Source organism: Variovorax sp. M-6 (assembly GCF_052114385.1).
Lineage (GTDB): Bacteria > Pseudomonadota > Gammaproteobacteria > Burkholderiales > Burkholderiaceae_C > Variovorax.
Window position 1 is genome coordinate 229,042 of the sequence record NZ_JBFREQ010000002.1, and the last position, 25,907, is coordinate 254,948.

The 25,907-nt window shown below is 70.1% G+C and carries 25 protein-coding genes; 7 read left to right on the forward strand and 18 right to left on the reverse strand.

What is annotated here, in order from left to right; translation table 11 throughout:
• Positions 1 to 30 precede the first annotated feature (30 nt).
• From AB4Z46_RS03565 to AB4Z46_RS03580, 4 genes are all read right to left on the reverse strand, one after another.
• A complete protein-coding gene (locus tag AB4Z46_RS03565; protein WP_442282096.1) occupies positions 31 to 1,542 on the reverse strand; it encodes a tripartite tricarboxylate transporter permease in 1,512 nt (503 codons plus the stop codon).
• A gap of 10 nt (positions 1,543 to 1,552) precedes the next feature.
• A complete protein-coding gene (locus AB4Z46_RS03570) occupies positions 1,553 to 2,041 on the reverse strand; it encodes a tripartite tricarboxylate transporter TctB family protein (protein ID WP_442282097.1) in 489 nt (162 codons plus the stop codon).
• Between the two features lie 149 nt (positions 2,042 to 2,190).
• Positions 2,191 to 2,604: an RNA recognition motif domain-containing protein gene (locus AB4Z46_RS03575; protein ID WP_442282098.1), complete on the reverse strand. Its 414-nt coding sequence runs from the start codon at positions 2,602 to 2,604 to the stop codon at positions 2,191 to 2,193.
• A gap of 223 nt (positions 2,605 to 2,827) precedes the next feature.
• A complete protein-coding gene (locus tag AB4Z46_RS03580) occupies positions 2,828 to 3,049 on the reverse strand; it encodes a DUF3820 family protein (RefSeq protein ID WP_442282099.1) in 222 nt (73 codons plus the stop codon).
• 71 nt (positions 3,050 to 3,120) lie between these two features.
• Between AB4Z46_RS03580 and AB4Z46_RS03585 the strand changes: the two genes are divergently transcribed.
• Entirely contained in the window at positions 3,121 to 4,386 is a 1,266-nt protein-coding gene (locus tag AB4Z46_RS03585) for a DEAD/DEAH box helicase (protein ID WP_442282100.1), read from the forward strand.
• On the opposite strand, the gene AB4Z46_RS03590 is transcribed toward AB4Z46_RS03585, so the two are convergent.
• The 3 genes from AB4Z46_RS03590 to AB4Z46_RS03600 all read right to left on the reverse strand — a co-directional run bounded on the left by AB4Z46_RS03590 (position 4,350) and on the right by AB4Z46_RS03600 (position 7,819).
• The gene (locus AB4Z46_RS03590; protein ID WP_442282101.1) at positions 4,350 to 5,543 is read right to left on the reverse strand and encodes a low temperature requirement protein A; all 1,194 of its coding nucleotides are present in this window, start codon (positions 5,541 to 5,543) and stop codon (positions 4,350 to 4,352) included. The two genes, AB4Z46_RS03585 and AB4Z46_RS03590, sit on opposite strands and share 37 nt — an antisense overlap.
• Before the next feature lie 31 nt (positions 5,544 to 5,574).
• Positions 5,575 to 6,735: an acyl-CoA dehydrogenase family protein gene (locus AB4Z46_RS03595; RefSeq protein ID WP_442282102.1), complete on the reverse strand. Its 1,161-nt coding sequence runs from the start codon at positions 6,733 to 6,735 to the stop codon at positions 5,575 to 5,577.
• A 76-nt stretch (positions 6,736 to 6,811) separates the two neighbouring features.
• Positions 6,812 to 7,819, reverse strand: coding sequence for an NAD(P)H-binding protein (locus AB4Z46_RS03600; RefSeq protein WP_442282103.1), 1,008 nt, complete (start codon positions 7,817 to 7,819; stop codon positions 6,812 to 6,814).
• Positions 7,820 to 7,909: 90 nt separating this feature from the next.
• On the opposite strand from AB4Z46_RS03600, the gene AB4Z46_RS03605 reads away from it, so the two are divergent.
• Complete coding sequence (locus AB4Z46_RS03605) at positions 7,910 to 8,803, forward strand: LysR family transcriptional regulator (protein WP_442282104.1); 894 nt, start codon at positions 7,910 to 7,912, stop codon at positions 8,801 to 8,803.
• 7 nt (positions 8,804 to 8,810) lie between these two features.
• Here the strand turns inward: AB4Z46_RS03605 and AB4Z46_RS03610 are convergent, their stop codons facing one another.
• From AB4Z46_RS03610 to AB4Z46_RS03625, 4 genes are all read right to left on the reverse strand, one after another.
• Positions 8,811 to 10,445 (reverse strand): hypothetical protein, encoded by a 1,635-nt coding sequence (locus AB4Z46_RS03610; protein WP_442282105.1) that lies wholly within the window; start codon positions 10,443 to 10,445, stop codon positions 8,811 to 8,813.
• A gap of 155 nt (positions 10,446 to 10,600) precedes the next feature.
• A complete protein-coding gene (locus tag AB4Z46_RS03615) occupies positions 10,601 to 11,446 on the reverse strand; it encodes an ABC transporter permease (protein WP_442282106.1) in 846 nt (281 codons plus the stop codon).
• Positions 11,447 to 11,451: 5 nt separating this feature from the next.
• Positions 11,452 to 12,378: an ATP-binding cassette domain-containing protein gene (locus AB4Z46_RS03620; RefSeq protein ID WP_442282107.1), complete on the reverse strand. Its 927-nt coding sequence runs from the start codon at positions 12,376 to 12,378 to the stop codon at positions 11,452 to 11,454.
• 37 nt (positions 12,379 to 12,415) lie between these two features.
• Positions 12,416 to 13,306 carry a LysR family transcriptional regulator gene (locus AB4Z46_RS03625; protein ID WP_442282108.1) on the reverse strand — a complete coding sequence of 297 codons (891 nt, stop codon included), beginning with the start codon at positions 13,304 to 13,306 and terminating at the stop codon, positions 12,416 to 12,418.
• Positions 13,307 to 13,414: 108 nt separating this feature from the next.
• Here AB4Z46_RS03625 and AB4Z46_RS03630 point away from each other — a divergent pair, with 108 nt between their 5' ends.
• Both AB4Z46_RS03630 and AB4Z46_RS03635 read left to right on the forward strand, forming a co-directional pair.
• Complete coding sequence (locus AB4Z46_RS03630) at positions 13,415 to 14,059, forward strand: glutathione S-transferase family protein (protein WP_442282109.1); 645 nt, start codon at positions 13,415 to 13,417, stop codon at positions 14,057 to 14,059.
• The gene (locus tag AB4Z46_RS03635) at positions 14,056 to 15,021 is read left to right on the forward strand and encodes a flavin-nucleotide-binding protein (protein WP_442282110.1); all 966 of its coding nucleotides are present in this window, start codon (positions 14,056 to 14,058) and stop codon (positions 15,019 to 15,021) included. The genes AB4Z46_RS03630 and AB4Z46_RS03635 overlap by 4 nt, the downstream gene beginning before the upstream one ends.
• Positions 15,022 to 15,030: 9 nt before the next feature.
• Here AB4Z46_RS03635 and AB4Z46_RS03640 read toward each other — a convergent pair whose 3' ends face one another.
• A complete protein-coding gene (locus AB4Z46_RS03640) occupies positions 15,031 to 16,182 on the reverse strand; it encodes a cytochrome P450 (RefSeq protein ID WP_442282111.1) in 1,152 nt (383 codons plus the stop codon).
• A 50-nt stretch (positions 16,183 to 16,232) separates the two neighbouring features.
• Between AB4Z46_RS03640 and AB4Z46_RS03645 the strand changes: the two genes are divergently transcribed.
• Positions 16,233 to 16,925: an ArsR/SmtB family transcription factor gene (locus AB4Z46_RS03645; protein WP_442282112.1), complete on the forward strand. Its 693-nt coding sequence runs from the start codon at positions 16,233 to 16,235 to the stop codon at positions 16,923 to 16,925.
• A gap of 6 nt (positions 16,926 to 16,931) precedes the next feature.
• On the opposite strand, the gene AB4Z46_RS03650 is transcribed toward AB4Z46_RS03645, so the two are convergent.
• The 5 genes from AB4Z46_RS03650 to AB4Z46_RS03670 form a co-directional block, all read right to left on the reverse strand.
• Positions 16,932 to 18,449, reverse strand: coding sequence for an AMP nucleosidase (locus tag AB4Z46_RS03650; RefSeq protein WP_442282113.1), 1,518 nt, complete (start codon positions 18,447 to 18,449; stop codon positions 16,932 to 16,934).
• A gap of 137 nt (positions 18,450 to 18,586) precedes the next feature.
• Complete coding sequence (gene gorA, locus AB4Z46_RS03655; protein ID WP_442282114.1) at positions 18,587 to 19,942, reverse strand: glutathione-disulfide reductase; 1,356 nt, start codon at positions 19,940 to 19,942, stop codon at positions 18,587 to 18,589.
• 139 nt (positions 19,943 to 20,081) lie between these two features.
• Entirely contained in the window at positions 20,082 to 22,046 is a 1,965-nt protein-coding gene (locus AB4Z46_RS03660) for a DUF6600 domain-containing protein (RefSeq protein ID WP_442282115.1), read from the reverse strand.
• A gap of 146 nt (positions 22,047 to 22,192) precedes the next feature.
• Positions 22,193 to 23,290 carry an extracellular catalytic domain type 1 short-chain-length polyhydroxyalkanoate depolymerase gene (locus AB4Z46_RS03665; RefSeq protein ID WP_442282116.1) on the reverse strand — a complete coding sequence of 366 codons (1,098 nt, stop codon included), beginning with the start codon at positions 23,288 to 23,290 and terminating at the stop codon, positions 22,193 to 22,195.
• A 30-nt stretch (positions 23,291 to 23,320) separates the two neighbouring features.
• Positions 23,321 to 23,746 carry a CopG family transcriptional regulator gene (locus AB4Z46_RS03670; RefSeq protein ID WP_442282117.1) on the reverse strand — a complete coding sequence of 142 codons (426 nt, stop codon included), beginning with the start codon at positions 23,744 to 23,746 and terminating at the stop codon, positions 23,321 to 23,323.
• A gap of 79 nt (positions 23,747 to 23,825) precedes the next feature.
• On the opposite strand from AB4Z46_RS03670, the gene AB4Z46_RS03675 reads away from it, so the two are divergent.
• Positions 23,826 to 24,278, forward strand: a complete 453-nt coding sequence (locus tag AB4Z46_RS03675; RefSeq protein ID WP_442282118.1) for a rhodanese-like domain-containing protein — start codon at positions 23,826 to 23,828, stop codon at positions 24,276 to 24,278.
• Positions 24,279 to 24,546: 268 nt separating this feature from the next.
• On the opposite strand, the gene lysM is transcribed toward AB4Z46_RS03675, so the two are convergent.
• Positions 24,547 to 25,008: a peptidoglycan-binding protein LysM gene (gene lysM / locus AB4Z46_RS03680; RefSeq protein WP_442282119.1), complete on the reverse strand. Its 462-nt coding sequence runs from the start codon at positions 25,006 to 25,008 to the stop codon at positions 24,547 to 24,549.
• A 122-nt stretch (positions 25,009 to 25,130) separates the two neighbouring features.
• On the opposite strand from lysM, the gene AB4Z46_RS03685 reads away from it, so the two are divergent.
• Complete coding sequence (locus AB4Z46_RS03685) at positions 25,131 to 25,904, forward strand: type III pantothenate kinase (RefSeq protein WP_442282120.1); 774 nt, start codon at positions 25,131 to 25,133, stop codon at positions 25,902 to 25,904.
• The last annotated feature ends 3 nt before the right edge of the window (positions 25,905 to 25,907 follow it).

Below are 25,907 nucleotides of genomic sequence, written 5' to 3' on the forward strand. Positions count from 1 at the left end.
GGGGGCGTGACACCCCCCGGGGTAGCTGGCTTATTCCTCGACGAAGGCCTCTTCGCGCTTGGCCTTGATCGACGGCAGCAGCACGATGCCCAGCAGCAGGCACGCCGCCACCAGCAGCCCGGCCGACAGCGGCCGCGTCACGAACACGCTCCAGGTGCCGCGCGACAGCAGCAGGGCGCGGCGCAGGTTCTCTTCCATCATCGGCCCCAGGATGAAGCCCAGCAGCAGCGGGGCGGGCTCGGTCCGCAGCTTGAKGAASAGRTAGCCGATGAAGCCGAAGGCCGCCACCATCCAGATGTCGAAGGTGTTGTTGTTGGTCGAATACACGCCGATGGCGCAGAACAGCACGATGGCCGGGAACAGGAACTTGTAGGGCACCGTGAGCAGCTTGATCCACATGCCGATCAGCGGCAGGTTCAGGATGATCAGCATCGCGTTGCCGATCCACATCGAGGCGATCAGGCCCCAGAACAATTCCGGGTTGCTGGTCATGACCTGCGGACCGGGCTGGATGTTGTGGATCGTCATCGCGCCGACCATCAGCGCCATCACGGCGTTCGGCGGGATGCCCAGCGTCAGCAGCGGGATGAAGGAGGTCTGCGCGCCGGCGTTGTTGGCCGACTCGGGCGATGCCACGCCGCGGATGTTGCCCTTGCCGAAGGGCACTTCACCGGGTCTCATGCGGATCTTCTTCTCGAGCGCATAGGCCGCGAACGAAGCCAGCAGCGCGCCGCCGCCGGGCAGGATGCCGAGCGCCGAGCCCAGCGTGGTGCCGCGCAGCACCGCGGGCGCCATGTTCTTGAAGTCGTCCTTGGTCGGCCACAGGCCCTTGACCTCGGAAGTGAACACCTCGCGCTCCTCGTCGGGCTGCGACAGGTTGCCGATGATTTCGCCGTAGCCGAACACACCCATCGCGATCACGACGAAGCCGATGCCGTCGGTGAGTTCAGGAACGTCGAAGCTGAAGCGCGCCACGCCCGAGTTGACGTCGGTGCCGACGATGCCGAGCAGGAGGCCCAGCACGATCATCGCGACCGCTTTCAGCAGCGAGCCCGAGGCCAGCACCACGGCGCCGATCAGGCCCAGCACCATCAGCGAGAAGTACTCGGCCGGGCCGAACTTGAAGGCCAGCTCGGTCAGCGGCGGCGCGAAGGCCGCCAGGATCAGCGTGCCGACGCAGCCGGCGAAGAACGAACCCAGGCCGGCCGCGGCCAGCGCAGGCCCCGCTCGCCCCTGTCGCGCCATCTGGTAGCCGTCGATGCAGGTCACCACCGAGGACGATTCGCCCGGCAGGTTGACCAGGATGGCGGTGGTGGAGCCGCCGTACTGGGCGCCGTAGTAGATGCCGGCCAGCATGATGAGGGCCGACACCGGCGGCAGCGCGTAGGTCGCCGGCAGCAGCATCGCGATGGTGGCGACCGGGCCGATGCCCGGCAGCACGCCGATCAGCGTGCCCAGGATGCAGCCGACCAGGCAATACAGCAGGTTGGTGAAGGTGAAGGCGACGCCGAAGCCGATCGCGAGGTTGTGAAACAGTTCCATGGCGGTGTCCTCAGCCCGAAATGAAGGTGGGCCAGACCTGGATCTGCAACTTGAGCGCCCAGATGAACGCCACGTAGCTGCCTGCCGCCAGGATGGTCGAGAGAACCAGCACGTCGCGCAGCTTGAAGTGCTCGCCCGCGAGGCTGGAGATGATGGTGAGCGCGTAGATCGCGAGGATCATGCCCATGGCCGGCACGCCGATGCTCGGCAGTCCGCCCAGCAGCACGCCGAAGGCGAGGTTGGCCGCGATGACGAAGAACAGCGGTTTCCAGGCCCACTTGCCGATCGGGTCGCCATCGACCGTCTCGACCACCAGCGACTGGAACATCACCAGGGCGCCAAGGACGGCCAGCAGGATGCCCAGCATGAGCGGGAAGTAGCCGGGCCCCATGCGGGCCCCGTCGCCGATGTTGTAGGTGGTGGCGCCGATGGCAAACGCCGCCCCCACCGCTGTGAACATGACTCCTGAATAGAAGTCAGCCTGACTCTTGATGCGCATTGTCTCGACCCTCGTTGAAGTACCTTGAGGGTCGTCGCCAGCGCCTGACGGTTGGCTGACCAGCACTGTACGGACTTCCACGTACCGCGTCCTGGCGCGCCAACGAAAAAGGCTCCCGAAGGAGCCTTTCTGCTTGAAGCCGAGGGTGCTTAGTAGCCGCCGCGGCCACCGCCGCCGCCGCCGTAGCCGCCACCGCCGCTGCGGTTGCCGCCGCCGCCGCCACCACCGTAGCCGCCGCCGCCACCACCACCGCCGTAGCCGCCACCGCCGCTGCGGCCGCCGCCACCGCCGCCGAAGCCGCCGGGCGAACGGGGCTCCATCGGACGTGCTTCATTGACCGTCAGGCTGCGGCCGTCGAGTGCTTGGCCGTTCAGGCCTTCGATGGCAGCCAGCGCTTCCGCGTCGGTGCCCATTTCGACAAAGCCGAAGCCCTTGGAGCGACCGCTGTCGCGTTCCATCATGACCTTGGCGCTGGCGACCGAGCCGTACTGGCTGAAAGCCTGTTCGAGGTCGTTGTCGCGGATGGAGTAAGCGAGGTTGCCTACGTAAAGTTTCTTGCCCATGGAGGGACTCCTAATCAAACCAAAAAAACAAAGCGATGGAGTCCCAGTATCACAACAAACAAAAGTGGCGCTGTGGCGCGAAACTGACCGATCACCGGTTCACGAATCCGGCAAGTGACTGCTAGAAACGCTCCGGCATTGTCGTGCACTATCAGACATTTGTGTGAACTTCCGCTTGAATTTCGAGTGATTTTTCGTTTCGAGGTCAAAAAAAGAGACGAAATCAGCCCGGCGACCGCTTGCGCAGGGGGTTCAGCAGCCCTTTGAGCCCGTTGTGGTCGATTTCGTGCATCAGCGACAGCAGGCGGCCGATCTCCCCGGGCGGGAAGCCTTCGCGGGCGAACCAGGTCAGGTAATTGCCGGGCAGGTCGGCGATCAGCCGGCCCTTGTATTTGCCGAAAGGCATCTCGCGGCTCACGAGCTTTTCGAGGTCCTCTGAATTCATCGTTGCTGTGTTGCCTGGTGGATGGTGGCTATGCTCCGTCATTCTCAACGCCCTATCCCGTGCCTCCACCCATGCCATTTCAATCGCTCGGACTCGATCCCGCCCTGGTGCGCGCCGCCACCGACAAGGGCTATGTCGCGCCCACCGCGATCCAGCTCGAGGCCATCCCGGCGATCCTGCAGGGACGTGACCTGCTGGGCGCGGCCCGGACCGGCTCCGGCAAGACGGCCGCATTCTCGCTGCCGCTGCTGCAGGCGCTCGCCGGCCAGCCGCGCCAGTCGCCCCGCCGCCTGCACGCGCTGGTGCTGGTTCCCACGCGCGAACTCGCGGCGCAGGTCGGCGAGTCGATGCGCAGCCTGGCGCAGCACCTGCCGGCACCGCTGCGCATCGCAGTGGCTTTCGGGGGCGTCTCGATCAACCCGCAGATGATGGCGCTGCGCGGCGGCGCCGACATCATGGTCGCGACGCCGGGCCGCCTGCTCGACCTGATCGACCATCGCGCGCTCAGGCTGTCGTCGGTCGCGACGCTGGTGCTCGACGAGGCCGACCGCCTGTTCGATCTCGGCTTCGCCGAGGAACTGGGCCGCATCCTGGCGCTGTTGCCGGCGCGGCGCCAGAACCTGCTGTTCTCGGCCACTTTCCCGCAGGCGATCCAGTCGCTGGCCGACAACCTGCTGAAGGACCCGGTGCGCGTCGAGGTGGAGGCCGAGGTCGCCGGGGAGCCGGCGGCCATCCAGCAGCGCGCGATCGAGGTCGACGCCGGCCGGCGCACCCAATTGCTGCGCCAGCTGGTCAAGGACAGCGGCTGGACCCGCGTGCTGGTCTTCGTCGCCACCAAGCATGGCGCCGAAATCGTGGCCGACAAACTGCGCAAGGCCGGCGTCGAGGCCGAACCCTTCCATGGGGTGCTGAGCCAGGGCAAGCGCATGCAGGTGCTGGCCGATTTCAAGGCGTCCCGGGTGCAGGTGGTGGTGGCCACCGACCTGGCGGCCCGCGGCATCGACGTCGCGCAATTGCCGGTGGTGGTGAACTTCGACCTGCCGCGCTCGTCGGTCGACTATGTGCACCGGATCGGCCGCACCGGCCGGGCCGGCGAAAGCGGCGTCGCGGTGAGCTTCGTCAGCGCCGCGACCGAGGCGCATTTCAGGCTGATCGAGAAGCGCCAGGGCCTCAACGTGCCGCGCGAGCGGGTGGCCGGCTTCGAGCCCGTGGAGGTGCCGCCCGCCGGGCCCGCGGGCGAGCCGGGCACCGGCGGCGTCAAGGGCAAGCGTCCGAGCAAGAAGGACAAGCTGCGCGCGCTTCAGGCCCTGGCCACGACGCCGACGCGCGAGCGGTAGGTGTCCCAGGCGGCCACCGCCAGGATGACGGCGGTGGTCAGGATGTTCATGGTGAGCAGGTCGAGCATCGGGGCGCCGGCCGCCAGCGCCGCGGCCGCGCCCATGCCGACCGCGTGCGAGGCCGGAAAGGCGCCGTACACGATGCGCTTGTAGAGACCGTTGCCGAGCAGATAGGCCAGCGGCGCGCCGATCATCACGATGACGGTCGGCAGGTCCATGTGCCCGTGCGGATGGGCGATCACGAGTTCGTTGCCCACGGCCGTGACGATGATGCCGCCGACGATCAGCACGTGCACGTAGTGGAAGTACGCGCCGATGCGCCCCGGGTCGTCGGAGTGCGCGATCACGTGGCTGCCGTGCTCGCTGCTGGTGTCGAAGTAGAGCCACCACATCGCGAGGCTGCCGGCGAAGGCGCTCAGGAAGGCGACCGTCGAGAGGCTGCCCAGCGTCTGGGTCTTGGCGAAGGTGTCGCCGGTCAGCAGGATCGATTCGCCCAGCGCCATGATCACGAACAGTTGGCAGCGCTCGGCCAGGTGGCCGCCCTCGATGGTCCAGTCGGCGGTGCGCGAGCGGCCGAGGCCGGGCAGGCGGAAGCCGAACATCGGCGAGACGTACTCGCAGGCGATGGCCATGGCCCAGCAGGCGATGCGGCCCGGTCCGGAGGCCATCGCGCCGGCGATCCAGAACACCGCCGCGATGCAGTTCCAGCCGAGGATGCGTCGGAAGTTCGCCGCCAGCGCATGGCGCTTGTGCAGCAGGATGCAGATGAACAGCGAGCGGCCGACCTGCATCACGACGAAGGCGGCAGCGAAAACGGGCGCGCGCTCCGCGAAGGCGCCGGGGATCGCGGCCGACATCACGAGCCCGGCCAGCATCACGCCGAACAGCAGCAGCCGGATCGGCGCCGCCTTGGGGTCGAACCAGTTGGTCACCCAGCAGGTGTACTGCCAGCCGAGCCAGACCGCGAACCAGAGCAGCAGGGTCTGGAGCGCGCCGAGCGGCGTCAGGTGGCCCAGCAGGTAGTGCGACAGCTGGGTGACCGCGAAGACATAGACCAGGTCGAAGAACAGCTCTTCGAAAGTGACCTTGGCTTCGCCGCCGTCGCGGCGGCGCAAGGCGGCGGGGGTGTCCGTGTCCGAAGGAGGGGGCGCGCGCATGGGCCGATTCTCCACGGCCGCGCCGCCGCCGTCATTCCCGCGGCGGCCGCTTCGCGATGCCCATGGTCTTCGCGAGGATGCCGAGCATCACCTCGTCGGCGCCGCCGCCGATCGAGGCCAGGCGGCCGTCGCGGAAGAGCCGCGAGACCCGGTTCTCCCAGGTGAAGCCCATGCCGCCCCAGAACTGCAGGCAGGTGTCGGACACCTCGCGCGTGAGCCGGCCGGTCTTGAGCTTGGCCATCGAGGCCAGCTCGGTCACGTCCTGCCCCTGCACGTGCAGGTCGCAGGCGCGGTAGGTCAGCGCGCGCAGGGCTTCCACCTCGGTCTTGAGCTCGGCCAGCTTGAACTGCACCCACTGCTGGTCGGCCAGCGTGCCGCCGAACAGCTTGCGCTGCTGCGCCCATTCGATCGTGTCGGCGATGCACTCGTCGAGCGGCGCCAGCGAACTCGCGGCGCACCACAGGCGTTCTTCCTGGAACTGCTGCATCTGGTAGACGAAGCCCTGGCCCTCCTCGCCGATGCGATAGCGCTGCGGCACCCGCACCTCGTCGAAGTAGATCAGGCCGGTGTCGCTCGAGTGCATGCCGATCTTGCGGATCTTCTTCGCCTTCTCGATCCCGGGGCTGTCCATCGGCACGATGACGAGCGACTTGTTGCGATGCGCCGGGCCGTCGCTCGTGTTGACCAGCATGCACATCCAGTCGGCCTGCAGGCTGTTGGTGATCCACATCTTCTGGCCGCTGATGAGGTAGTCGCCGCCGTCCTTGCGCGCATGGCTCTTGAGGCCGGCGACATCGCTGCCGGCGCCGGGTTCGCTGACACCGATGCAGCCCACGGTCTGGCCCGCGATCGCGGGCGCCAGGAACTTGCGGCGCAGTTCGTCGCTGCCGAAACGCGCCAGCGCCGGAGTGCACATGTCGGTCTGCACGCCGATCGCCATCGGCACGCCGCCGCAGCTCACATGCCCCAAGGCCTCGGCCATCGCCATCGCGTAGGAGTAGTCGAGGCCGGCGCCGCCGTATTCCTCCGGCTTGTTGAGCCCGAGCAGGCCGAGCGCGCCGAGCTTGGCGAACACCTCGTGGGCAGGGAAGCTCTCGGCCGCCTCCCATTCATCGACGTGCGGATTGATCTCTTCGTCGATGAAGCGGCGCATCGTCTTCTGGATCTCGAGGTGTTCGTGCGTGTAGTTCATGCCTGGTTCCGGTCGGTCCTGCTTTGAGCGTCGACCACTCTAGGCCGGGCCGGCCGGGGGCGCTTGCGGGAAGTGGCTAGCGGCTGCCTTCGGCCAGCGCGCCCGCTGCCGGCGCCGCCCGCAGGCAGCCCAGGCCTGCGAGCGTGGCTCCGACCGCGAGGTCGATCGGCGTGTGCGGCTCGCTGCCGAGCAGCGCCAGCAGCCGCGCGTTGTCGAGGCGCACCGGCTGCTGCCAGAGGTAGCGCATCTCGCGCAGCTCGCGAAACACGGGCACGAACGGCGAGGCCAGCGTGGCCAGCCACCAGGGGAAGCGCCGGACGGGCAATTCGGGCTGGCCGCTGGCGCGCCGGATCGCGGCCTGCATCCGGGTGCCGTCGGCGTCCCAGTGGCCGCCCATGTGGAAGCTGTCGAAGACTTGCAGCGCCGTCTCGCGCTCGACCAGCTGCACGATGGTCTCGGCGACGTCCGGCAGGTAGGCCCACTGATGGCCGACGCCCGGCCGCGCCGGGTCGGTGATCGCGGTCAACGGCCGGCCGGGCTTCACGAGGCCCTGCGAGAACCAGTTGTTGCCGGCGTGCGGGCCGAAGAAGTCGCCGGCCCGCACGATCAGCGTGCGCACGCCGCGGTCGGCCGCCGCGCGCAGGCGCTGCTCCATCTGCACGCGGATCGCGCCCTTGCGCGTGCGCGGGTGCTGCGGCGCGTTTTCTGCGATGTCGGGAAAGGCATCGGGCCCGTAGTTGTAGACCGTGCCGGGCAGCACGATGCGGGCGCCCGAGGCTTCGGCCGCGCGGATCGTGCTCTCGAGCATCGGCAGCACCAGCGTGTTCCAGTGGCGATAGCCCGGCGGGTTGACCGCGTGCACGATCAACGAGGCGCCGCGGGCGGCGGCGGCCACGCTGTCGGCGTCCATCGCATCGCCCGCCAGCCACTGCGGCCGCGCCGTGCCGGCCGGCCACCGTGCCGCCGCTCTTGCCGGGTCGCGCGCCAGCGCCCGTACTTGCCAGCCGCGCCGCAGCAGGGCCGCGGTGGTTTCACCGCCGATACCTCCCGTCGCACCGAGCACCAATGCCGTTCCTCGTTCCATGACCGCGTCCTTTCGTTGAGGGAGCCATTCTTGAAGCGGGCGAAGATAAACACAATTGTCATAACGGTGCTATCGGCTAGTATGAAATGTATGAGCCTGAATCCTTTGGACTGGGAAAGCCAGCGCGCCTTTCTCGCGGTGCTGCGCGAAGGCAGCCTGTCGGCCGCGGCGCGGGCGCTGGGCGTCGCGCAGCCGACGGTGCGGCGCCGGCTCGAAGCGCTGGAGCGTTCGATCGGCGTCGCGCTCTTCACGCGGTCGCCCAGCGGCCTGTCGCCGACGGATGCCGCGCGCGAACTCGGCGGCCATGCCGAGGTGATGGCCGCCGCGGCCGATGCCTTCGCACGGGCGGCCTCGGCGGACACCGACGCCGCGAACGGCACGGTGCGCATCACCGCCAGCGACGTGGTCGGCGCGGAGGTGCTGCCCTCAATCCTGGCCGGGCTGCGGGAGACCCAGCCGGGCCTGGTGTTCGAGCTCAGCCTGACCAACCGCAACGAGGACCTGCTGCGGCACGAGGCCGACATCGCGGTGCGGATGGTGCGGCCCACGCAGGCCGCGATGGTCGCCACGCGGGTCGGCGTGGTCGAACTGGGGTTGTTCGCCAAGGCCGGCTATCTGGAGCGCCATGGCACGCCGGCCGGCCTCGATGACCTGGACCGCTTCGCGCTGATCGGGCCGGACCGCGAGACCGCCGACCTGCGCGCCTTGAGCGCCCTCGGCCTGCGCCTTGCGCGCTCGAAGTTCAGCTGCCGCACCGACAACCAGCTCGCGCAACTGGGCGCGATCCGCGCCGGCCTCGGCATCGGCATCTGCCAGAAGGCGATCGCCCGGCGCGATCCGACGCTGGTGGCGGTGTTGCCGGAGGCCTTCAGCTACGGCCTGGAAACCTGGGTCACGATGCACGAGGACCTGCGCCGCGTGCGCCGCGTGCGAGCGACCTTCGGGCATCTGGTCGATGCCCTGTCGGCCCACTGCGCCACCTGAGGACGCCTCAGCGCTGCGGCCGGATCCGGTACAGCGCGTTGTTGCGGTCCGCCGTCATGTAGATCGTGCCGTCGCTGCCGACTGCCACGCCGGTCGGCACATAGGGAGGCGGCATGCCCGGGCCGGGCTCGAGGCCGATCGGCAGGTTCTCGGCCACGGTGCGGCGGCTGCCGCTCGCGGGGTCGATCTCGACCAGCCGCCGGGCCGCGCTTTCGGCCACGATGAAGGTGCCCCAGGGCGTCTGGGCCACGCCCTCGGGCATCGCCAGCCCTTCGGCCACCGGGCGCAGCGGCGCGCTGGCGTCGAGCGGGATGCGCGTGAGCTTGCCCGCGGTCTCGGTGACGTAGAGCGCGCCGTCCTTGCCGACGATCATCTGCACCGGCCCGCCGAGCCCGCTGGCCAGAACCTCCCGGTCCTCGAACCTGGGGCCCTTGGCGCGCGTCACGCTGCCGGTCGCGATCTCGGCGTAGATCACGCTGCCGTCGGCCATCGGGATCGCATCGACCGGTCCCTTCAGGCCGTGCAGCATGCCGGTGGTCTTGAGCGTCTTGCGGTCGACCAGCTGTACCGTGCCGGTGAACCACGACGTGAGCGCGAAATGCGTGGGCGACAGACCGACCGCGAACGGGTATTCGAGCTCCGGGTCGCGCTGCATCCGGAAGATGTCGCGCACCGCCCCGGTCGTGGCATCGACCTGGCGGAAGCCGAACACGTCGGCCACCCAGAGGTCGTTGCCGTCGATCTTGAGGCCGGCGGGCACCGCCAGCTTGCCGCCGGTGAGCAGGCGCAGCTCGCCGGTCGCCGGATTGAAGGCCTCGACCGAGTTGTCGGCCATGTTCGAGACGTAGATCGTGCCTTCGGGCGCGATCGCCAGGTTGTCGAGCGAGGGCTTGAGTTGCTTGGCCACGGTCTTGCGGCCGGTCGCCAGATCGACCCGGACCAGCTCGCCGCTGCGCGCATCGACCACCCACAGGTTGCCCTTGCCGTCGAGATTGGCGGCGGCCGGGATCTTGAAGCCCTCTGCGATCACGGTCATGGCGCCGTTCGCGGGGTCGATCTTCACCACCTGGCCCTTGAACCACAGCGGGCCGTAGAGCATGCCGTCGGGCCCGACCTCGAAGCCGTTGAAGCCGCCCATGTCCTTCTTGATCAGCCGCGGCGGCTTCTGGCCGGCGGGGTCGATCTCCCACAGCGCGTCGCCCAGGAACACCTGCGAGGCATAGAGCTTGCCGTTGCGGCGGTCGAAGTCGAGCGAATTGAGGCCGGGCAGGTCCTTGGCGACCACGCGCATCGGCGCGCCATCGTTGTCGCGCATGCGCAGCATGCCCATCAGGTAGTTGGTCCACGCGAGTTCGCCCTTGGGCCCGACCGCGATGTCGTCGGCCTGGCCTTCGGGCCCCTTGACCAGCACGCGGGCGGCGCCGGTCTGGCGGTCGACCTCCCACAGCGTGTTGCCGACCACCGAGCCGGCGAGCAGCCGCCCCTGGCGGTCGATCGCCAGCCCGTGCACGCCCGAGAAGGCAGAAGGGGCGACGATCGCTTCGGGCGCGGCCCAGGCGGCGGGGCGAGTGGGCGGGGTCGTCGTGCAGGCGCCGAAGGCGAGCGTCGACGCCAGCAGGAAGCCGCTCAGGATACGGTTCATGGGGTCTCCTCGTTGTGTCCGGACCCTAACAGCGGCCCACCGCTTTGCAGTCACGAACGAGACAAGGGCTCAGGCCGGCGCCGGGCCGCCCCAAGGCGGCCTGCGGCCCCCTTTGGGGGCAGCGACCACACGAAGTGAGGGAGCGTGGGGGTCCATCAAGCCCGGAAGCGCTTGCGTGTGAGGGCCAGCGCGATCCAGAACGCGACCACCGTGTAGGCGACGAGCACCAGCGCGTGCCGCCACCAGTCGGCCGGCCACTGGTCCATGAAAAGCGGGCGCACCAGCGCCACGGCGTTGGAAAGCGGCAGCCATCCCGCGATGGTGCGCACCACGCCCGGCAACTGCTCGAGCGGGAAGAACACGCCCGACAGGAACATCATCGGCGTCATGAACAGCGTGAAGTAGTAGGTGAAGAAGTCGTAGCCCTTGGCCAGCGCATTGAAGATCAGCGCGATGCACGAGAAGGTGATGCCGACGCCGACCAGCACGAACCAGGCGACGATGAGCTTCGGGCTGTGGCTGATGCCCAGCGCCAGCATCACGAACAGGATCGCGGTGGTGGTGAAGATCGCCTTGAAGCCGGCCCACAGCATCTCGGCCAGCACCACGTCATCGAGGCCCACCGGCGCGTTCATGATGCCGTCCCAGGTCTTCTGCACGTGCATGCGCGAGAAGGCCGAGTAGAGCGCCTCGAACGAGGCGGCGTTCATCGCGCTCATGCAGATCGAGCCGCTGGCGAGGAACAGGATGTAGGGCACCGCGGTGCCGTCCACCTGCACCTCCCCGACCAGCGCGCCCATGCCATAGCCGAAGGCCACCAGCCAGATCAGCGGCTCGGCGATGTTGCCGATCAGGCTCGGGATCGCGAGCTTGCGCCACACCAGCAGATTGCGCAGGAACACCGGCCACCAGCGCATCGAAAGCTCTGGCGCGCGCCAGACCGAGGGCGCGGGTGCCGTGGGCGGGAGATCCGCCAGCGAGGAAGTCGTCGAGTTCGCCATGTCGGTCAACCATCCTCCCGGATCTGTCGGCCGGTCAGCTTGAGGAACAGATCCTCGAGATTGGCCGGCCGGTGGAAGGTGCGCAGGCCGCTGCGGTCGCCCAGCGCCGCCATGAGGCCGCGCGCGTCCTGCGTGTAGAAGAATACCGTTTCGCCGCTGACCTCGACGCGGGCCGCGAAGTCCTTCAGCGGCGAATGCGCCAGTTCGAGCGCGCCGTCGCCGTAGAGCTCGACCACGTCGGGCTCGAGGTGCTCGGCGATCAGGTCGCGCGGCCGGCCCTCGGCGATCTTGCGGCCATGGTCGAGCACCAGCAGCCGCGAGCACAGCCGCTCGGCCTCGTCCATGAAGTGGGTCGTGAGCAGGATCGACTTGCCTTGCTGCAGCAGCACCTGCAGCCGCTCCCACATCAGGTGCCGCGCCTGCGGATCCAGCCCGGTGGTCGGTTCGTCGAGCATCAGCAGCTTCGGGTCGTTGACCAAGGCGCGCGCCAGAGAGAGCCTCCGCCGCATGCCGCCCGAGAGCTCGCCGGGCTTCGCATGGGCCTTGTGCGACAGCGCCGCGAATTCGAGCAGCTGCGGAATGCGCGGCGCGATCTCGCTGCGGCGCATGCCGAAGTAGCGCGCGTAGACCATCAGGTTCTCGGCGCAGCTGAAGTCGGGGTCGAGCGTGTCGAACTGGCTGACCACGCCGAGCTGCGCCTTGATGGCGCGCGCATCGCGCGGCATCGAGAGGCCGCCGAGCGCCTCGATCGTGCCGCCGTCGGCCGCGGTGAGGCCCAGGCACATGCGGATGGTGGTGGTCTTGCCGGCGCCGTTCGGCCCGATCACGCCGAGGCATTCGCCCGGCGCGATCTCGAAGGACAGGTCGTCGACGACCGTGGTGTCGCCGTAGCGTTTGCGCAGGTGGCTGGCGTGGAAGAGGGGTGTCGGCACCGGCGCATTGTGGCGCAAGCGCCGGCGGCGCCCGCCCTCAGAGCCGCAGGCCGCTGAATTCGGTTTTCATCCAGTCGATGAAGACGCGCGTGCGTGTGGGCAACAGCCGCGCATGCGGGTAGATCACGCTCACCGGGCGCGGCGGCGCCTCGAACTCCTCGAGCAGGATCTCGAGCCGCCCTTCGGCCACCAGCGGCAGGACCTGGTAGGACAGGAACATGCCGCAGCCCAGGCCGGCGGCGCAGGTCTCGATCGCCGGCGCGATGTGGTTGAACTCGATGTTGCCCCTGACCGCGACCGCCAGCGGCCGGCCGTTGTCGCGAAACATCCATGGCCCCGCCGTGTTCGGTTGGACGCAGACGCAGTTGGCGCGCGACAGCTCGCTCGGATGGCTCGGCCGGCCATGCGCGCGCAGCCAGGCCGGGCTCGCGACCACCACGCGGCGGACGCTGCCGAGCTGCTGCGCCACCAGCGACGAGTCGTCCAGCGCACTGATGCGGATGCCGACGTCGACGCCTTCCTCCAGCAGGTTCACGGAGCGGTCGTGCAGCAGCACGCTGCAGCGCATGCGCTCGTAGCGCTGGAGGAAGCGAACGATCGCCGGCGCCACGTACATGTGGCCGAACAGCACCGGCGCCGTGACCGTGAGCTGACCCGCGGGCTCGGCCGCGTCGGCCGTGAGCGCCCGGTCGGCGGCATCGGCGGCGGCCAGCACTTCGCGTGCGCTCTGCAGATAGTGGCGGCCCTCCTCGGTCAGGGAGATGCGCCGCGTGGTGCGGTGGAACAGGCGCACGCCCAGGTGCGTCTCGAGCGCCGCCAGCGACCGCACCACGGCCGGCAGGGAGGCATCGAGCGCGTCCGCGGCGCGGGTGAGGCTGCCCTGGTCGGCGATGTGCACGAAGGTCTGCATGGCTTTCAGGCGGTCCATGCGGCGATTAGACCGGAAATCGAAGCAGTCAAATGCAATCGGAGCCATTACTCCGAGGCGGGGAGCAAACAAGAATCGACACACCCCAACGCCTCAGGAGAAAACGCCATGGCCACCCCCCGTCCCGCCGCGCCGATCAAGGTCTACAGTTCGACCGTCTCGGGCCATTGCCACCGCGTCCGGCTGTTCCTCTCGCTGCTCGGCCTGCCGTTCGAGACCATCGAGGTCGACCTGCGCGCGGGCGAGCACAAGCGCCCCGACTTCCTGCGCCGCAATGCCTTCGGCCAGGTGCCCGTGATCGAGGACGGCGACGTCGCCGTGGCGGATTCGAATGCGATCCTGGTCTACCTCAACGAGCGCTACGCCGCCGATCCCGCGCGCTGGTACCCGCGCGACCCGCTCGCCGCGGCCCAGGTCCAGCGCTGGTTGTCGGTCGCGGCCGGCCCGCTCGCGGCAGGGCCGGCGGTGGCCCGCGTGATCGTGCTGTTCGGGCTGGACAGGGATGCAGCCGACGTGGTCGCGCGCTCGCACGATCTGCTGCGCGTGCTGGACGGCGAGCTGACGGCGCGCCTTTTCCTCGCGGGGGCGTCCCCGACACTGGCCGACGTCGCCAACTACAGCTACGTGGCCCATGCGCCGGAGGGCAACGTGTCGCTCGACGCCTATCCCCACGTGCGCGAATGGCTGGCGCGCATCGAGGCGCTGCCGGGCTTCGTGCCGATGGTGCGGTCGCGCGTCGGGCTGCAAGCATGAACGCCGATTCCACGCCGTCGCCCTGGCACGAGGGCGAGCGCGCCCTGCAGGCGCGCGCCGGGGTGCGCGAACGGATGGCCGCGCTGGGGCCGCGCGTGATCCGCGACCACATGCCCGACCAGCATCGGAGCTTCTTCGCCCAGCTGCCGTTCCTGGTCGCGGGAAGCCTCGACGGTTCTTTGCAGCCATGGGCCAGCGTGCTCGCGGCGCCGCCGGGCTTCGCGCGCTCGCCCGACCCGCAATGCCTGCGCATCGACGCGTTGCCGCTGGCCGGGGACCCCCTCGCGGCGGCGTTGGTGTCCGGCGCGCCGATCGGGCTGCTCGGGATCGAGCCGCACACGCGGCGGCGCAACCGCATGAACGGCGTGGTGGAGGCGGTCGACGCCTCCGGTTTCTCGGTCGAGGTGCTGCAGAGTTTCGGCAATTGCCCGAAGTACATCCAGGCGCGTGAACCGGTCTTCGTGGACGGTGCGCCGGTGGGAGCGGCGCCGCAACGCGCCGACCGCCTGGATGCGGCGGCGCGGCGGCTGGTCGGCCAGGCCGACACCTTCTTCATCGCCACGGCGCATCCGTCGGCCGGGCATACCGACGCGGCGCAAGGGGTCGACGTTTCGCACCGGGGTGGCCGCCCGGGGTTCGTGCGCCTGGGCGGTGAAGGCACGCTGACCGTGCCCGATTTCGTCGGCAACGCCTTCTTCAACACGCTGGGCAACATCGCCGTGAATCCGCGCGCCGGGCTGCTGTTCATCGACTTCGAGCGCGGCGACCTGCTGCAGCTCGCGGTCACGGCGGAAGTGGTCTGGGAGGGTCCGGAATTGGCCGTCTACGAGGGCGCCGAGCGGCTGCTGCGCATGCAGGTGGTCTCGGCGCTGTACCGGCCCGCGGCGCTGCCGCTGCGCTGGGGCCGCGCGCAGCAGTCGCCCTACCTCGACGCGACCGGGCGCTGGCCGGAGGCCGCATGACCCCTTGCTTCAGCGAAAGACCGGAATCCGCGCATTGACCGACGGCCGGTAGCGCCACCCGCGCCGCAGCAGCGCATCGGTGTCGAGGCCGCCGGCCAGCAGCGCTTCGAGCGCGGCCGCCGCGATGGTGCAGGCCAGCGCCTGGCCGGGGCAGGCGTGGCGGCCATGGCCGAAGCCCAGGCAGCGCCGGTCGGCCCGCATCGGCTCGAAGGTCGCGGGCGCCGGGTTCAGGGCTGGGTCGCGATTCGCGGCAGCGAGCACCAGCAGCACCGCATCGCCCGGCGCGAGCGGCTGGCCGGCGACCGTGGTCGTCTCGGCGACGAAGCGGCGCGTGTTGTGCACCGCGGGGTCGTGGCGCGCGACCTCGGCCACCACGGCGGGCAGAAGCGCCATGCGGTCGTCGATCTTCCGGCGCAGGCCCGGCTCGCGCGCGAGTGCCACCAGGCTGTTGCCCAGCAGGCCGGCCGTGGCCTCGCAGGTCTGGGACAGCAGGCCGACCAGGTTGGCCCGCAGCGCGCGCGAGGCGGGCGCCGGCGCATCGGCCTGCACCGCAGCAAGGAGGCTGCCGCCGGGCGCAGGCTGCGCGGCGACCAGGCCCTCGAAGCGGTCCATGAGTTGGGCCGCGGCGACGCTCGCGGTCGCAAGTTGGGCGACGGTCGACAGCGGCGACAGGCAGGCGACGAAGTCGCGGGTCCATTGCGCGACCTGCGGCAGTTCGCCGTCGGCGAAGCCCAGCAGGTGCGCGACCGCGCCGACCGGCAGCGTGAAGGCGGTCTCGGCCAGGCCCGCAGGAGGCATTTCGGCGGCGATCCGAAGCGTCGCCGCATGCGCCGCGGCCAGGTCGAGGCCGGCCAGCGCGCGCTGCAGGACCGGCTTGTGCGCTGCATGCGGCGCGCCGTCGTTCATGCGCACCAGCAGGCCGAACAGCTCGCCGGCCGGCGTGCCCGCGATCGCGTGCGGCACCGCCTCGGCCGTTGGGCGCACGCGCAGCGCGTCATTGGCGAGAAGCTCTCGGACCACCTCGGCGCGGCTGGCGATCCAGAGCCGCAGCGCGGGGTCGAAGACCAGCGCCGGCCCGCGGCGCAGGCTGGCGTACCAGGGATACGGGTTGGCATGGGTGACGGCGGCGATGGCGTCGGCGGGCGGGGCGGTGGCGTTCATGCCCGCAGTCTGGACTTTTCCTGCGATCACGCTTCGCCTACGATCGAAGTATGGATGCAACATCTGCCGACACCCGCCTCGCCCGCCTGGCCGGCGCGATCGCCGAGCCCGCGCGCTCGCGCATGCTGTGCTGCCTGATGGACGGCCACGCCCGCACCGCGACCGAGCTCGCCGCGGTGGCCGAGGTCGCCGCCTCGACCGCCAGTGCGCACCTGGCGCGCCTGAAGGAGCAGCGCCTGGTCGATGCGCTCGCCCAGGGCAAGCACCGCTATTTCCGGCTCGCGGGCCCTGAGGTGGCCGCCGCCCTCGAAAGCTTGCTGGTGGTCGCGGGCGCGCCGCGCGGCGAGTTCCGTCCGACCACGCCCAGCCGCCTGCGGGCGGCGCGCACCTGCTACGACCACATGGCCGGCACGGCCGGCGTCGCGCTGCACGACAGCCTGCATGCCCAGGGCTGGCTGCGTGCGATGGCGCAAGGCAGCGACTACGAACTCACGCCCGAGGGCGCGATAGCGCTCGAGAGCCTGGGGCTCGATGTGGGGACGGCGCGCGACGCCCGGCGGCGCTTCGCCTGCGCCTGTCTCGACTGGAGCGAGCGGCGGCCCCATCTGGGCGGGGCGCTGGGTGCGGCCTGCCTGCAGCTGTCGCTGCGGCGCGGCTGGGTGCGCCAGGAGCTCGACGGCCGGGCGCTGACGCTCACCCCCAAGGCCGAGCGCGAGATGCCGGAGCTTTTCGGCCTGGCCTGAGCGTGCCTACTGGAAAGCCACTTCCGCGAAGCTTCTCAGCTTGCGGCTGTGCAGCCTGCTCGAACCTTCCTGGCGCAGGATGTCGATGGCGGCCATGCCGATGCGCAGGTGCTGCTCGACGCGTTCGCGGTAGAACTGGTTGGCCATCCCCGGCAGCTTGATCTCGCCGTGCAGCGGCTTGTCGCTGACGCACAGCAGCGTCCCGTAGGGCACCCGGAAGCGGAAGCCGTTGGCCGCGATGGTGGCGCTTTCCATGTCGAGCGCGACCGCCCGGCTCTGGCTGAAGCGCCGCTGCGGCTGGTTGCCGGGCAGCAGCTCCCAGTTGCGGTTGTCGGTGCTCGCCACGGTGCCGGTGCGCATGATCTTCTTGAGCTCGGTGCCCTTCGTGCCCGTGACCTCGGCCACCGCCTTCTCGAGCGCGAGCTGGATTTCCGACAGCGCCGGGATCGGCACCCACAGCGGCAGCTCCTCGTCGAGCACGTGGTCCTCGCGCACATAGGCATGCGCCAGCACGTAGTCGCCGAGCCGCTGCCCCTGGCGCAGCCCGGCGCAGTGGCCGAGCATCACCCAGGCGTGCGGCCGCAGCACCGCCACGTGGTCGGTGATGGTCTTGGCATTGGCCGGGCCGACGCCGATGTTGACCATGCTGATGCCGGTGCAGTCCTCGCGCACCAGGTGGTAGCCGGGCATCTGCGGCAGCCGCGGCGGCGATGTGCCCTGCGAGCCGTCGAGCAGCTCGCCGTACATCGCGCTCGAACCCGCGGCCAGGCCGCGGCGCCGCGTGATCACGTTGCCGGGCTCGATGAAGGCGATGTATTCGCTGTGCTCGTCGGTCATGGCCTCGTGGCCCAGCCGCACGAACTCGTCGATGTAGAACTGGTAGTTGGTGAACAGCACGAAGTTCTGGAACCACTCGGGCGCGGTGCCGCTGTAGTGGCGCAGCCGGTGCAGCGAATAGTCGACGCGCGCCGCCGTGAAGAGCGACAGCGGCTGCGCCTCGCCGGCCCTGGCCTCGTAGGTGCCGTTGGCGATGCCGTCGTCCATCGCGCCGAGGTCCGGCAGGTCGAACACGTCGCGCATCAGCGCCCGGCGTTCGGCGCTCATCGTGCCTTCGATGTGGTCGTTCTCGGCGAAGGAGAAGTGGATCGGGATCGGCTGCGTGCTGGTGCCGATCTCGAGTTCGACCTGGTGGTTCTCGAGCAGCAGCCGGAATTGTTCGCGGTAGTAGCGCAGGAACAGGTCGGGCCGCGTCAGCGTGGTTTCGTAGCGCCCCGGCCCCGACACGAAGCCGTAGCTCAGGCCGGCATTGGCCGGCGGCGTGCTGCGCGACACCGTGTGGGTGTGGATCCGGACGAAGGGGTAGCAGGCACGCACGCGGCCCGGCAGGCTCTCGCCGGCCACGAAACGCTGCATGGCATCGCGCAGGTGCTGCAGGCCGCCGTTGTAGATGAGGCGGACCTGTTCAAGGGCGGCGTCGGGATCGGTGAACCGGGCGGGAGCGATGAAGGCAGGCATGTACGGCATGAAAGCATTGTGGCTCACCCCCAGGTTGGGCTCACTTCGTGTAGCCCGCCCACCCCCTGCCGGGGGCAACACCGGCGGCCCGGCAAAGCCGGTTCCGCGGTGTTTCACCAATGGGCCTGGCTGCGCCGGCCGGGCATTTAGCCCGGCATGGGTTCGCGCATCGTCACGAACTCCTCGGCCACGGTCGGATGGATGCCGATCGTGCGGTCGAACATCGCCTTGGTGGCCCCCGCGCGCATCGCCACCGCGAAGCCCTGCACGATCTCGCCGGCGTCGGGGCCGACCATGTGCAGGCCGACCACGCGGTCGCTGGCCGTGTCCACCACCAGCTTCATGAAGGTGCGCTCCTTGCTCTCCGACAAGGTGTGGCGCAGCGCGCGGAACTCGCTCGAGAACAGCGTGACGGCGCCGAACTCCGTGCGTGCGGCGGCCTCGGTGTAGCCGCAGGTGCCGACGTTCGGGTGCGTGAAGACGGCAGTGGGCGTGTAGTCGTAGTCGAGCCGCCGCTCGCCCTTGCCGAACAGCGTGTCCACCACCGCCATCGCCTCGGCCAGCGCCACCGGCGTGAGCTGCTGGCGGGTCGAGACGTCGCCCACCGCGAAGACCGAAGGCACCGAGCTGCGGTAGTTGGCATCGACCGCCACGCGGCCGAGCTCGTCCAGTGCGACGCCGGCGGCCTCGAGGCCCATGTCCTGGGTGTTCGGCACCCGCCCGGTCGCGAACAGGATCGCGTCGGCCTCGACGCGCTGGCCGCGCGAGAGGACGGCGCACAGGCCGCTGTCGAGGCGGCGGATCGACGTGATCTCGGTGTTGAAGCGGATGTCGATGCCGGCGCGCCGCATTTCCTTGGCCAGGAACTCGCGGATGTCCTCGTCGAAGTCGGACAGAAGGTGCGCGCCGCGCTGCAGCTGGACGACCTCGGCGCCGAGGCCGTTGAAGATCGAGGCGAACTCGCAGGCGATGTAGCCGCCGCCCACCACCAGCAGGCGCTTCGGGAACGGGTCGAGATCGAACATCGCATCGGAGACGATGACATGCTCGCGTCCCGGCAGATCGGGCACGAAGGGCATGCCGCCGGTGGCGAGCAGCACGTGCTGCGCGGTGTACGAGCGGTCGCCGACCTGCACCGTGTGCGGATCGGCCAGCTGCGCCCAGCCCTGGATCAAGGTCACGCCGACGCCTTCGAGAAGGCTGCGGTAGACCTCGTTGAGGCGCTTGATCTCGCGCGCGCGATTGGCCTTCAGCCGGCCCCAGTCGAAGCGCCGTTCGCCGAGGTCCCAGCCGAAGCCGGCCGCCTCCTCGAAGGCTTCGGCGTAACCTGCGGCATAGCTGTAGAGCTTCTTGGGGATGCAGCCCACGTTGACGCAGGTGCCGCCCAGCTCGGCGCTTTCGGCCAGCGCGACGCGGGCCCCGCGCTGCGCGGCCATTCGCGCGGCGCGCACGCCGCCGCTGCCGCCGCCGATGACGAAAAGGTCGAAGTCGTAGGTGCGCATGGAAACTCCTTCGCGCCGACTGTAGCCGGCGCGAGGCGTTGCCGCTGGGCGCGGCCGAAGGGCCCCACGCACCGTCACTGCGTGTACTCGCTGCCCCCCGAAGTGGCCGCAGGCCGCCTTGGGACGGCCGGACGTCGGCCTAAGGACGGTCCGCCTGCTGCTGCGATGCGGCAGGCTGGCCCGACGAGGGAGCGCCGCGCTGCTGCGGGCGCACATCGCCGGGAACGCGCGCCTGCTGCTGCATCTGGAGGACGCGCTGCTGCGTCTCCTGCGTCTGGCGGATCGCGTTGGCCTGCTGCGCCTGCTGTGCCTGGAGCATCTGCTGTTGGGCCTGCATCTGCTGCTGGGCGCGCTGGGCCTGCATCTGTTGCGCAGCCTGCAGTTGCTGGACTTGCGCCTGGGCCGCGCGCTGCTGCATGTCCTGCTGCTGGCGCAGGGCCTGCTGCTGCAACTGCACTTGCTGCTGAGCCTGAGCTTGCGCGGCGCGCTGCTGCGCCTCGATCTGCTGGCGCTGTGCCTGCTGGAGTTGCTGGGCTTGCTGCAACTGCTGTGCCTGTTGCAGTTGCTGAGCCTGCTGGATCTGCTGCGCTTGCTGGCGCCTTTGCGCTTCCTGGGCTTGCTGCAGCTGTTGAGCCTGCGCGGCCTGCGCCTGGACCGCACGCTGCTGCCACTGCAGTTGCTGCTGAGCCTGCTGTGCCTGCTGCATCTGCTGCATCTGCTGCACCTGCTCGAACTGCCGCAGCTGTATCGCGGCCTGCGGCGGCGGCGGCGTGGCGGGGCGGCCGACGCCGCCACGGCCGTGATCGCGGTCGAGCGGAATCGGCGCACCCATGCCGACCGGCGCGCCGGTCAGGCGGTCGGCCGGCAGGCGGACCACGTCGCGCCGGCCGATCGGGCCGCGGCCGAAGGCGTCGGTGGGCACCACGGTGACCGCGCCGGGCAGGTGCTGGTTCGCGAAGCCGGCGTCGCGTGCCGCGATCTGCCTCTGGAAGGCGGCCCGATTGGCCGCGTCCACGTAGCGCTGGCTGGCACGGTAGCCCGGCCGCCAGGGTTCGCCGGGCGCCAGCGGGAACCAGCCCACGCCGTTGCGGCCGCTGCCGATCGCCAGGTTCGCATGGGCGCCTGCCGTGCCGCCGACGAAGCCCACCAGCGCCGGTGCATACACCGGCCGCGATTGCCGCCGCCCCGGGACCCAGCCCCAGCGCGGGCCGATGCGGGCCCAGCGGCCATAGTGGGCCGGCGCGAAACCCCAGGGCGCGGCGTCGATCCATGTCCAGCCCCAGGGCGCCAGGTCGATCCACTGGCCGTCGCGGTAAGGCGCCCACTCGGCGTCGACGTTGCGCGGATACCAGACGCTGCCGTAGTCCGGGTCGTTCTGCCAGTCGCCATAGGCGTCGAGCTGCTGGTAGCCGACCACTTCGCGCGACACGTAGCGCGCCGAGACCGATTGCTCCTCGAGGCGATCGCGTTCGGCCAGCCAGCGATCGAACCCGGTGTCGGCGCGAACCGCCGCGGCGCCCTCCGGCGCGAGGTTGCGGCCCGAGGTGGTGAGTTGCTGCCGCGCGCCCAGGGCGACCGATTCGCCGCCCTCGCCGAACAGCGTGACATGGCCGGCTGCCACCGCGACGCTGGTGGTGCCGGCGGCCGGATCGGTCTCGATCCGGTAGTCGCCGGGCGCGTCGACCACGAGCGCGAGGTTCGCGGTATCGATCTCGAGGCGGCGGCCGTCGAGTTCCTCGCGCACCCGCACCTGCAGGCGGCCCTGCGAGGCGGTGATGCGGGTGGTGTCGTCGTCGAGTTCGGAGAGGGTGATGCCGGTCTGCTCGTCGAGGCGCAACGCGGTGGCGCCCAGATAGAACTCGGCGCGGGCGCCGCGATCGGTCCAGAGCCGGTCGCCGGTGGTGATCGGACGGTTCGGGCCGAGCTCGAACCAGTCGCTGTCGCCGGCGGGCGAAAAGCTCACCGTGCCCTGCTGGTAGTTCAGGCGGCCGACCCGGCCGGGAGGGTCTTGCTGGGCGGACACGGACAGGCCCGCCAGCAGCAATGCCAGGCCGAGCAGCCAGCGGGCGGCGCGTCGGGAAAAGAGGGCGGGGCGGTGCTTCATCCGATCCTTCTTTCGTCTCTCGGCACACAACGCGCGAATGCGGGTCCGCGCTGGCATCCGTCGTGCAAAGCACTGCAATATTTCCCCCCGCAGGCAACCACATGTAAGCCGGGCCGGCGTCCGCCCGCGGGCCGGGCTCGCGGCTTTCAGGACATGGCGGGGGCCATCGCCTTCCGGTGGTTCAGGAAGAAGCGCAGCATCTCGGCGCTGGCGTCCGGACCCGAAGGGTCGGTGTAGGAGCCGCGCGCGCTGCCGCCGGACCAGGCGTGGCCGGCGCCGTGCAGCAGCCAGTGCTCGACAGCCGGCAGGCCCCGGGCGTCCGTGTGCACGCGGCGGGTGAAGGCGCGGCCCTGCGCCGAGCGGCCCTCGGAGGCCTGCGCCGACGCTGCGGCGCCTGCCTGGCCCGCGAGCGCCGCCGCCGCCAGCGCCTCGCCGTTGCGGGCATTCACGGTGCCGTCGGCGTCGCCATGGAAGACGATGGTCGGCACCGCGGGTCCGCCGGAGCCGGCGGCGGCGGGCCCGCTCTTCATCGCGGCCAGCGCCGACATCAGGTCGCTGGCCGCGCCGCTCGGCAGGCCGGAGTGCACGCCGACCGCGGCGAACAGGTCGGGGTAGCTGCGCCCGAGGATGTCGGCCATCGCGCCGCCGGCCGACAGGCCCGCGACATAGATCCGCTGCGGGTCGACGCCGTGCGCGTCGGCGACCGACTGCGTGAGGGCGGCCAGCAGGGCCGGTTCGCCGCGCCCGCGCTGCTGGTGCTGCGGCTTGAACCAGTTCCAGCACTTCGACGAATTGGCGTGCTGGGTCTGCGCCGGGTAGAGCACCAGGAAACCGTGCGCGCGCGCCAGTTGGTTCATCTGCGTGCCGGCGGCGAAATCGTCCGGGTTCTGGGTGCAGCCGTGCAGCATCAGCACCAGCGGGCGGGGGCTGCCGGCGCCTTGCTCGGGCACGAAGAGCTTGTAGGCGATCGGCCGGTGCTGGTGGGCAAACAGGCCGTCGGTCCATTGCTCGGTGCCGCCTTCATGCGCGGGCGCCTGCGCCGGCGCGCGCCCGACGACGCGGGCCTCGACGTCCACGACCTGCGTCTCGTCGTTGGCCGCAGGCACGGCGGTTGCCCGCTCGGCCCCGGGCGTCGCGTCGGCGGCGCCCAGCGCGCGCTGGATCGCCCGGGTCGCCTCCTGCAGGTTGCCTCTGTGGGTCAGAAGGGTGGCCTTGCGGATCAGGCGTTCGAACAGGGGATTCATGGGGTGCCTCGAAGGAGAGAAAGCAGGGGATCAGCGCAGCCGGTCGGCCAGCGCGGCCTTGACCGCGGCACTCGCGTGCAGGGCGCCGAGCACCGTGACCGAAGCGATCGTTTCGAGCGCCAGCTCGGGCGTCACGTCAGCGCCGATGCTGGCCAGGCCGAGCACCCGGATCTCGAGCTTCTCGCCGGCGCGCCGGACCGCCTCGAGGTCGGCGGCGCTGAACTGCTGCAGGCCGAGCACCAGCATCTTGCGGGCGACCACCTGCTTCAGTGCCTCGCCGTGGACCGCCAACTGGTTGCGGATGGCGGTCCGGATGAAGTCGGTGCGGTTCGAGTAGAAGCCCTCGGCCACCAGCAGGTCGACGTGGCCCAGGTCGACGTAGCCGAGGTTGATCGTGATCTTCTCGGCTTCGGGCGGCTTGGCCCTGAGGGCTGGAAGCGTGGGTTGAATTTGCATTCGGCCATCCTATCACCATCCGTGTGGATGGAGATTGGATGGTTTTTCCCTACTCCAAGAATTGGTCAAGAATCTGGTCATGAGCCAATCCAACCCCTCCCTCCTCCCTGCCGCCGCCGGGCGCGACGACATTCGACCGGCCTCCGGATATGCGGGCGACGTGACACCCGAACTGGCCGCGCAATGGATGGCCAGTGGCCAGGCGGTGCTGGTCGACGTCCGCAGCGATGCCGAGCGCGAATGGGTGGGTTACGTCCCCGGGGGGGTCGGCCTGGCCTGGAAGCAATGGCCGGGCATGGCCCTCAATGCCGGCTTCGACGAGGGCCTGCGCGCCGCCGTGCCGGCGGGCATGAAGGTGGTGATGCTGTGCCGCAGCGGCGTGCGCTCGATCGCGGCCGCCAAGCGCGCGACCGAACTCGGCATCGAGGCCTACAACATCCTCGAAGGCTTCGAGGGCGATGCCGACGAAGAGGGGCATCGCGGCCGCAAGGGCGGCTGGCGCCTCCGCGGCCTGCCCTGGAAACAGATGTAGCTCCCCCCAGGTCGGGCTCACTTCGTGTAGCCCTCCCACCCCCTACCGGGGGCAACACCAGCGGCCCGGCGAAGCCGGTTCCGCGGTGTTTCACCGACGGGCCGGGCTGCGCCGGCCGCAGGCATTCGGCACTGTGGTTCTTCTACGGCGGCGCGCAGCGCCCGCCTGTTCGTGGGCAGCCGCGGAACCGGCTTCGCCGGGCCGCTGGCTGCGCCCCCGGTAGGGGGTGGGCGCCCGGACACGAAGTGCCGGGCAACCTGAGGGCGAGCTAGAGCTTCGGAATGCGGAGCTTCTGGCCGGGATAGATCTTGTCCGGATGGCTCAGCATCGGCTTGTTGGCCTCGAAGATCACGTTGTACTTGTTGGCGTCGCCGTAGAACTTCTTCGAGATCGCCGAAAGCGTGTCGCCGCGGACCACGTCGTGGTACTGCGCCGGGTCGGCTGGCGGTGCCACCAGGTTGTTGTCGACCTGTGTCACGTTGGCCACGTTGCCCGCGGCCAGCGAGGCCTTCTCGCTGGCTTCCTGCGAGGGCGCGTTGCCCGCCAGCGTCACGATGCCGGTGACGGCGACGTAGCCGACTTCCAGTCCTGTCAGGCCCAGGTTCTGGGTCTCGATGTAGGTCTTGATCGCGGCCGCCGCCGCCTGGTCCTTGTCCGGCTCCGCCGCGTGCGCTGCCGAACCGCCGAAGAGCTTCTCTCCAGCCTCCTTGATGAAACTCAGCAAACCCATGGCTTTCTCCTTGTGACGTGTGGATGGGACAGGCGACTGTAACGGCGGAAGATGGCGCTTTCGCGTAGGCTGCGGCCGCATGTGCAAGCGCCCGTAAGCACAAACTCGTAATAATGCCGCGCATGGCATTCCTCGCGATCGACATCGGCAACACCCGCCTCAAGTGGTCCCTCTACGATGCGGCACGTCCCGGCGCCGTGGCGCTCGCGCATGGTGCCGAATTCCTCGATCACATCGAGCGGCTGGCCGAAGGCCCCTGGGCCGAACTGCCGGCGCCCGACTCGATGCTGGGCTGCGTGGTGGCCGGCGATGCGGTGCGGCGCCGGGCCGAGGAGCAGTTGGTGGAGCACTTCGAGTGCTCGCCGCGCTGGGTGGTTTCCAGCGTGGCCGAGGCCGGCATCGTGAACGGCTACGACCACCCGACGCGCCTGGGCGCCGACCGCTGGGTCGCGATGATCGGCGCGCGCCATCGCATGATGTCGCAGGGCGCCGCGCGGCCGATGGTGGTGGTGATGATCGGCACCGCGGTCACGGTCGAGGCGGTCGACACCCATGGCCGCTTTCTCGGCGGCCTGATCCTGCCGGGCCACGGCATCATGCTGCGCGCGCTCGAGTCCGGCACGGCCGGCCTGCATGTGCCGACCGGCGAGGTGCGCGAGTTCCCGACCAACACCAGCGACGCCCTGACCAGCGGCGGTACCTATGCGATTGCGGGCGCGGTCGACCGCATGGTGCAGCACGTGCGGGCGCACTGCGGCGCCGAGCCGGCCTGCTACATGACCGGCGGCGCGGGCTGGAAGATGGCGCCCAGCATGAACGGCGACTTCGAGCTGGTCGACAGCCTGATCATGGACGGGCTGCTGGTGATCGCCCAGGAGCGGATGCTGCCGGGCTGAGCC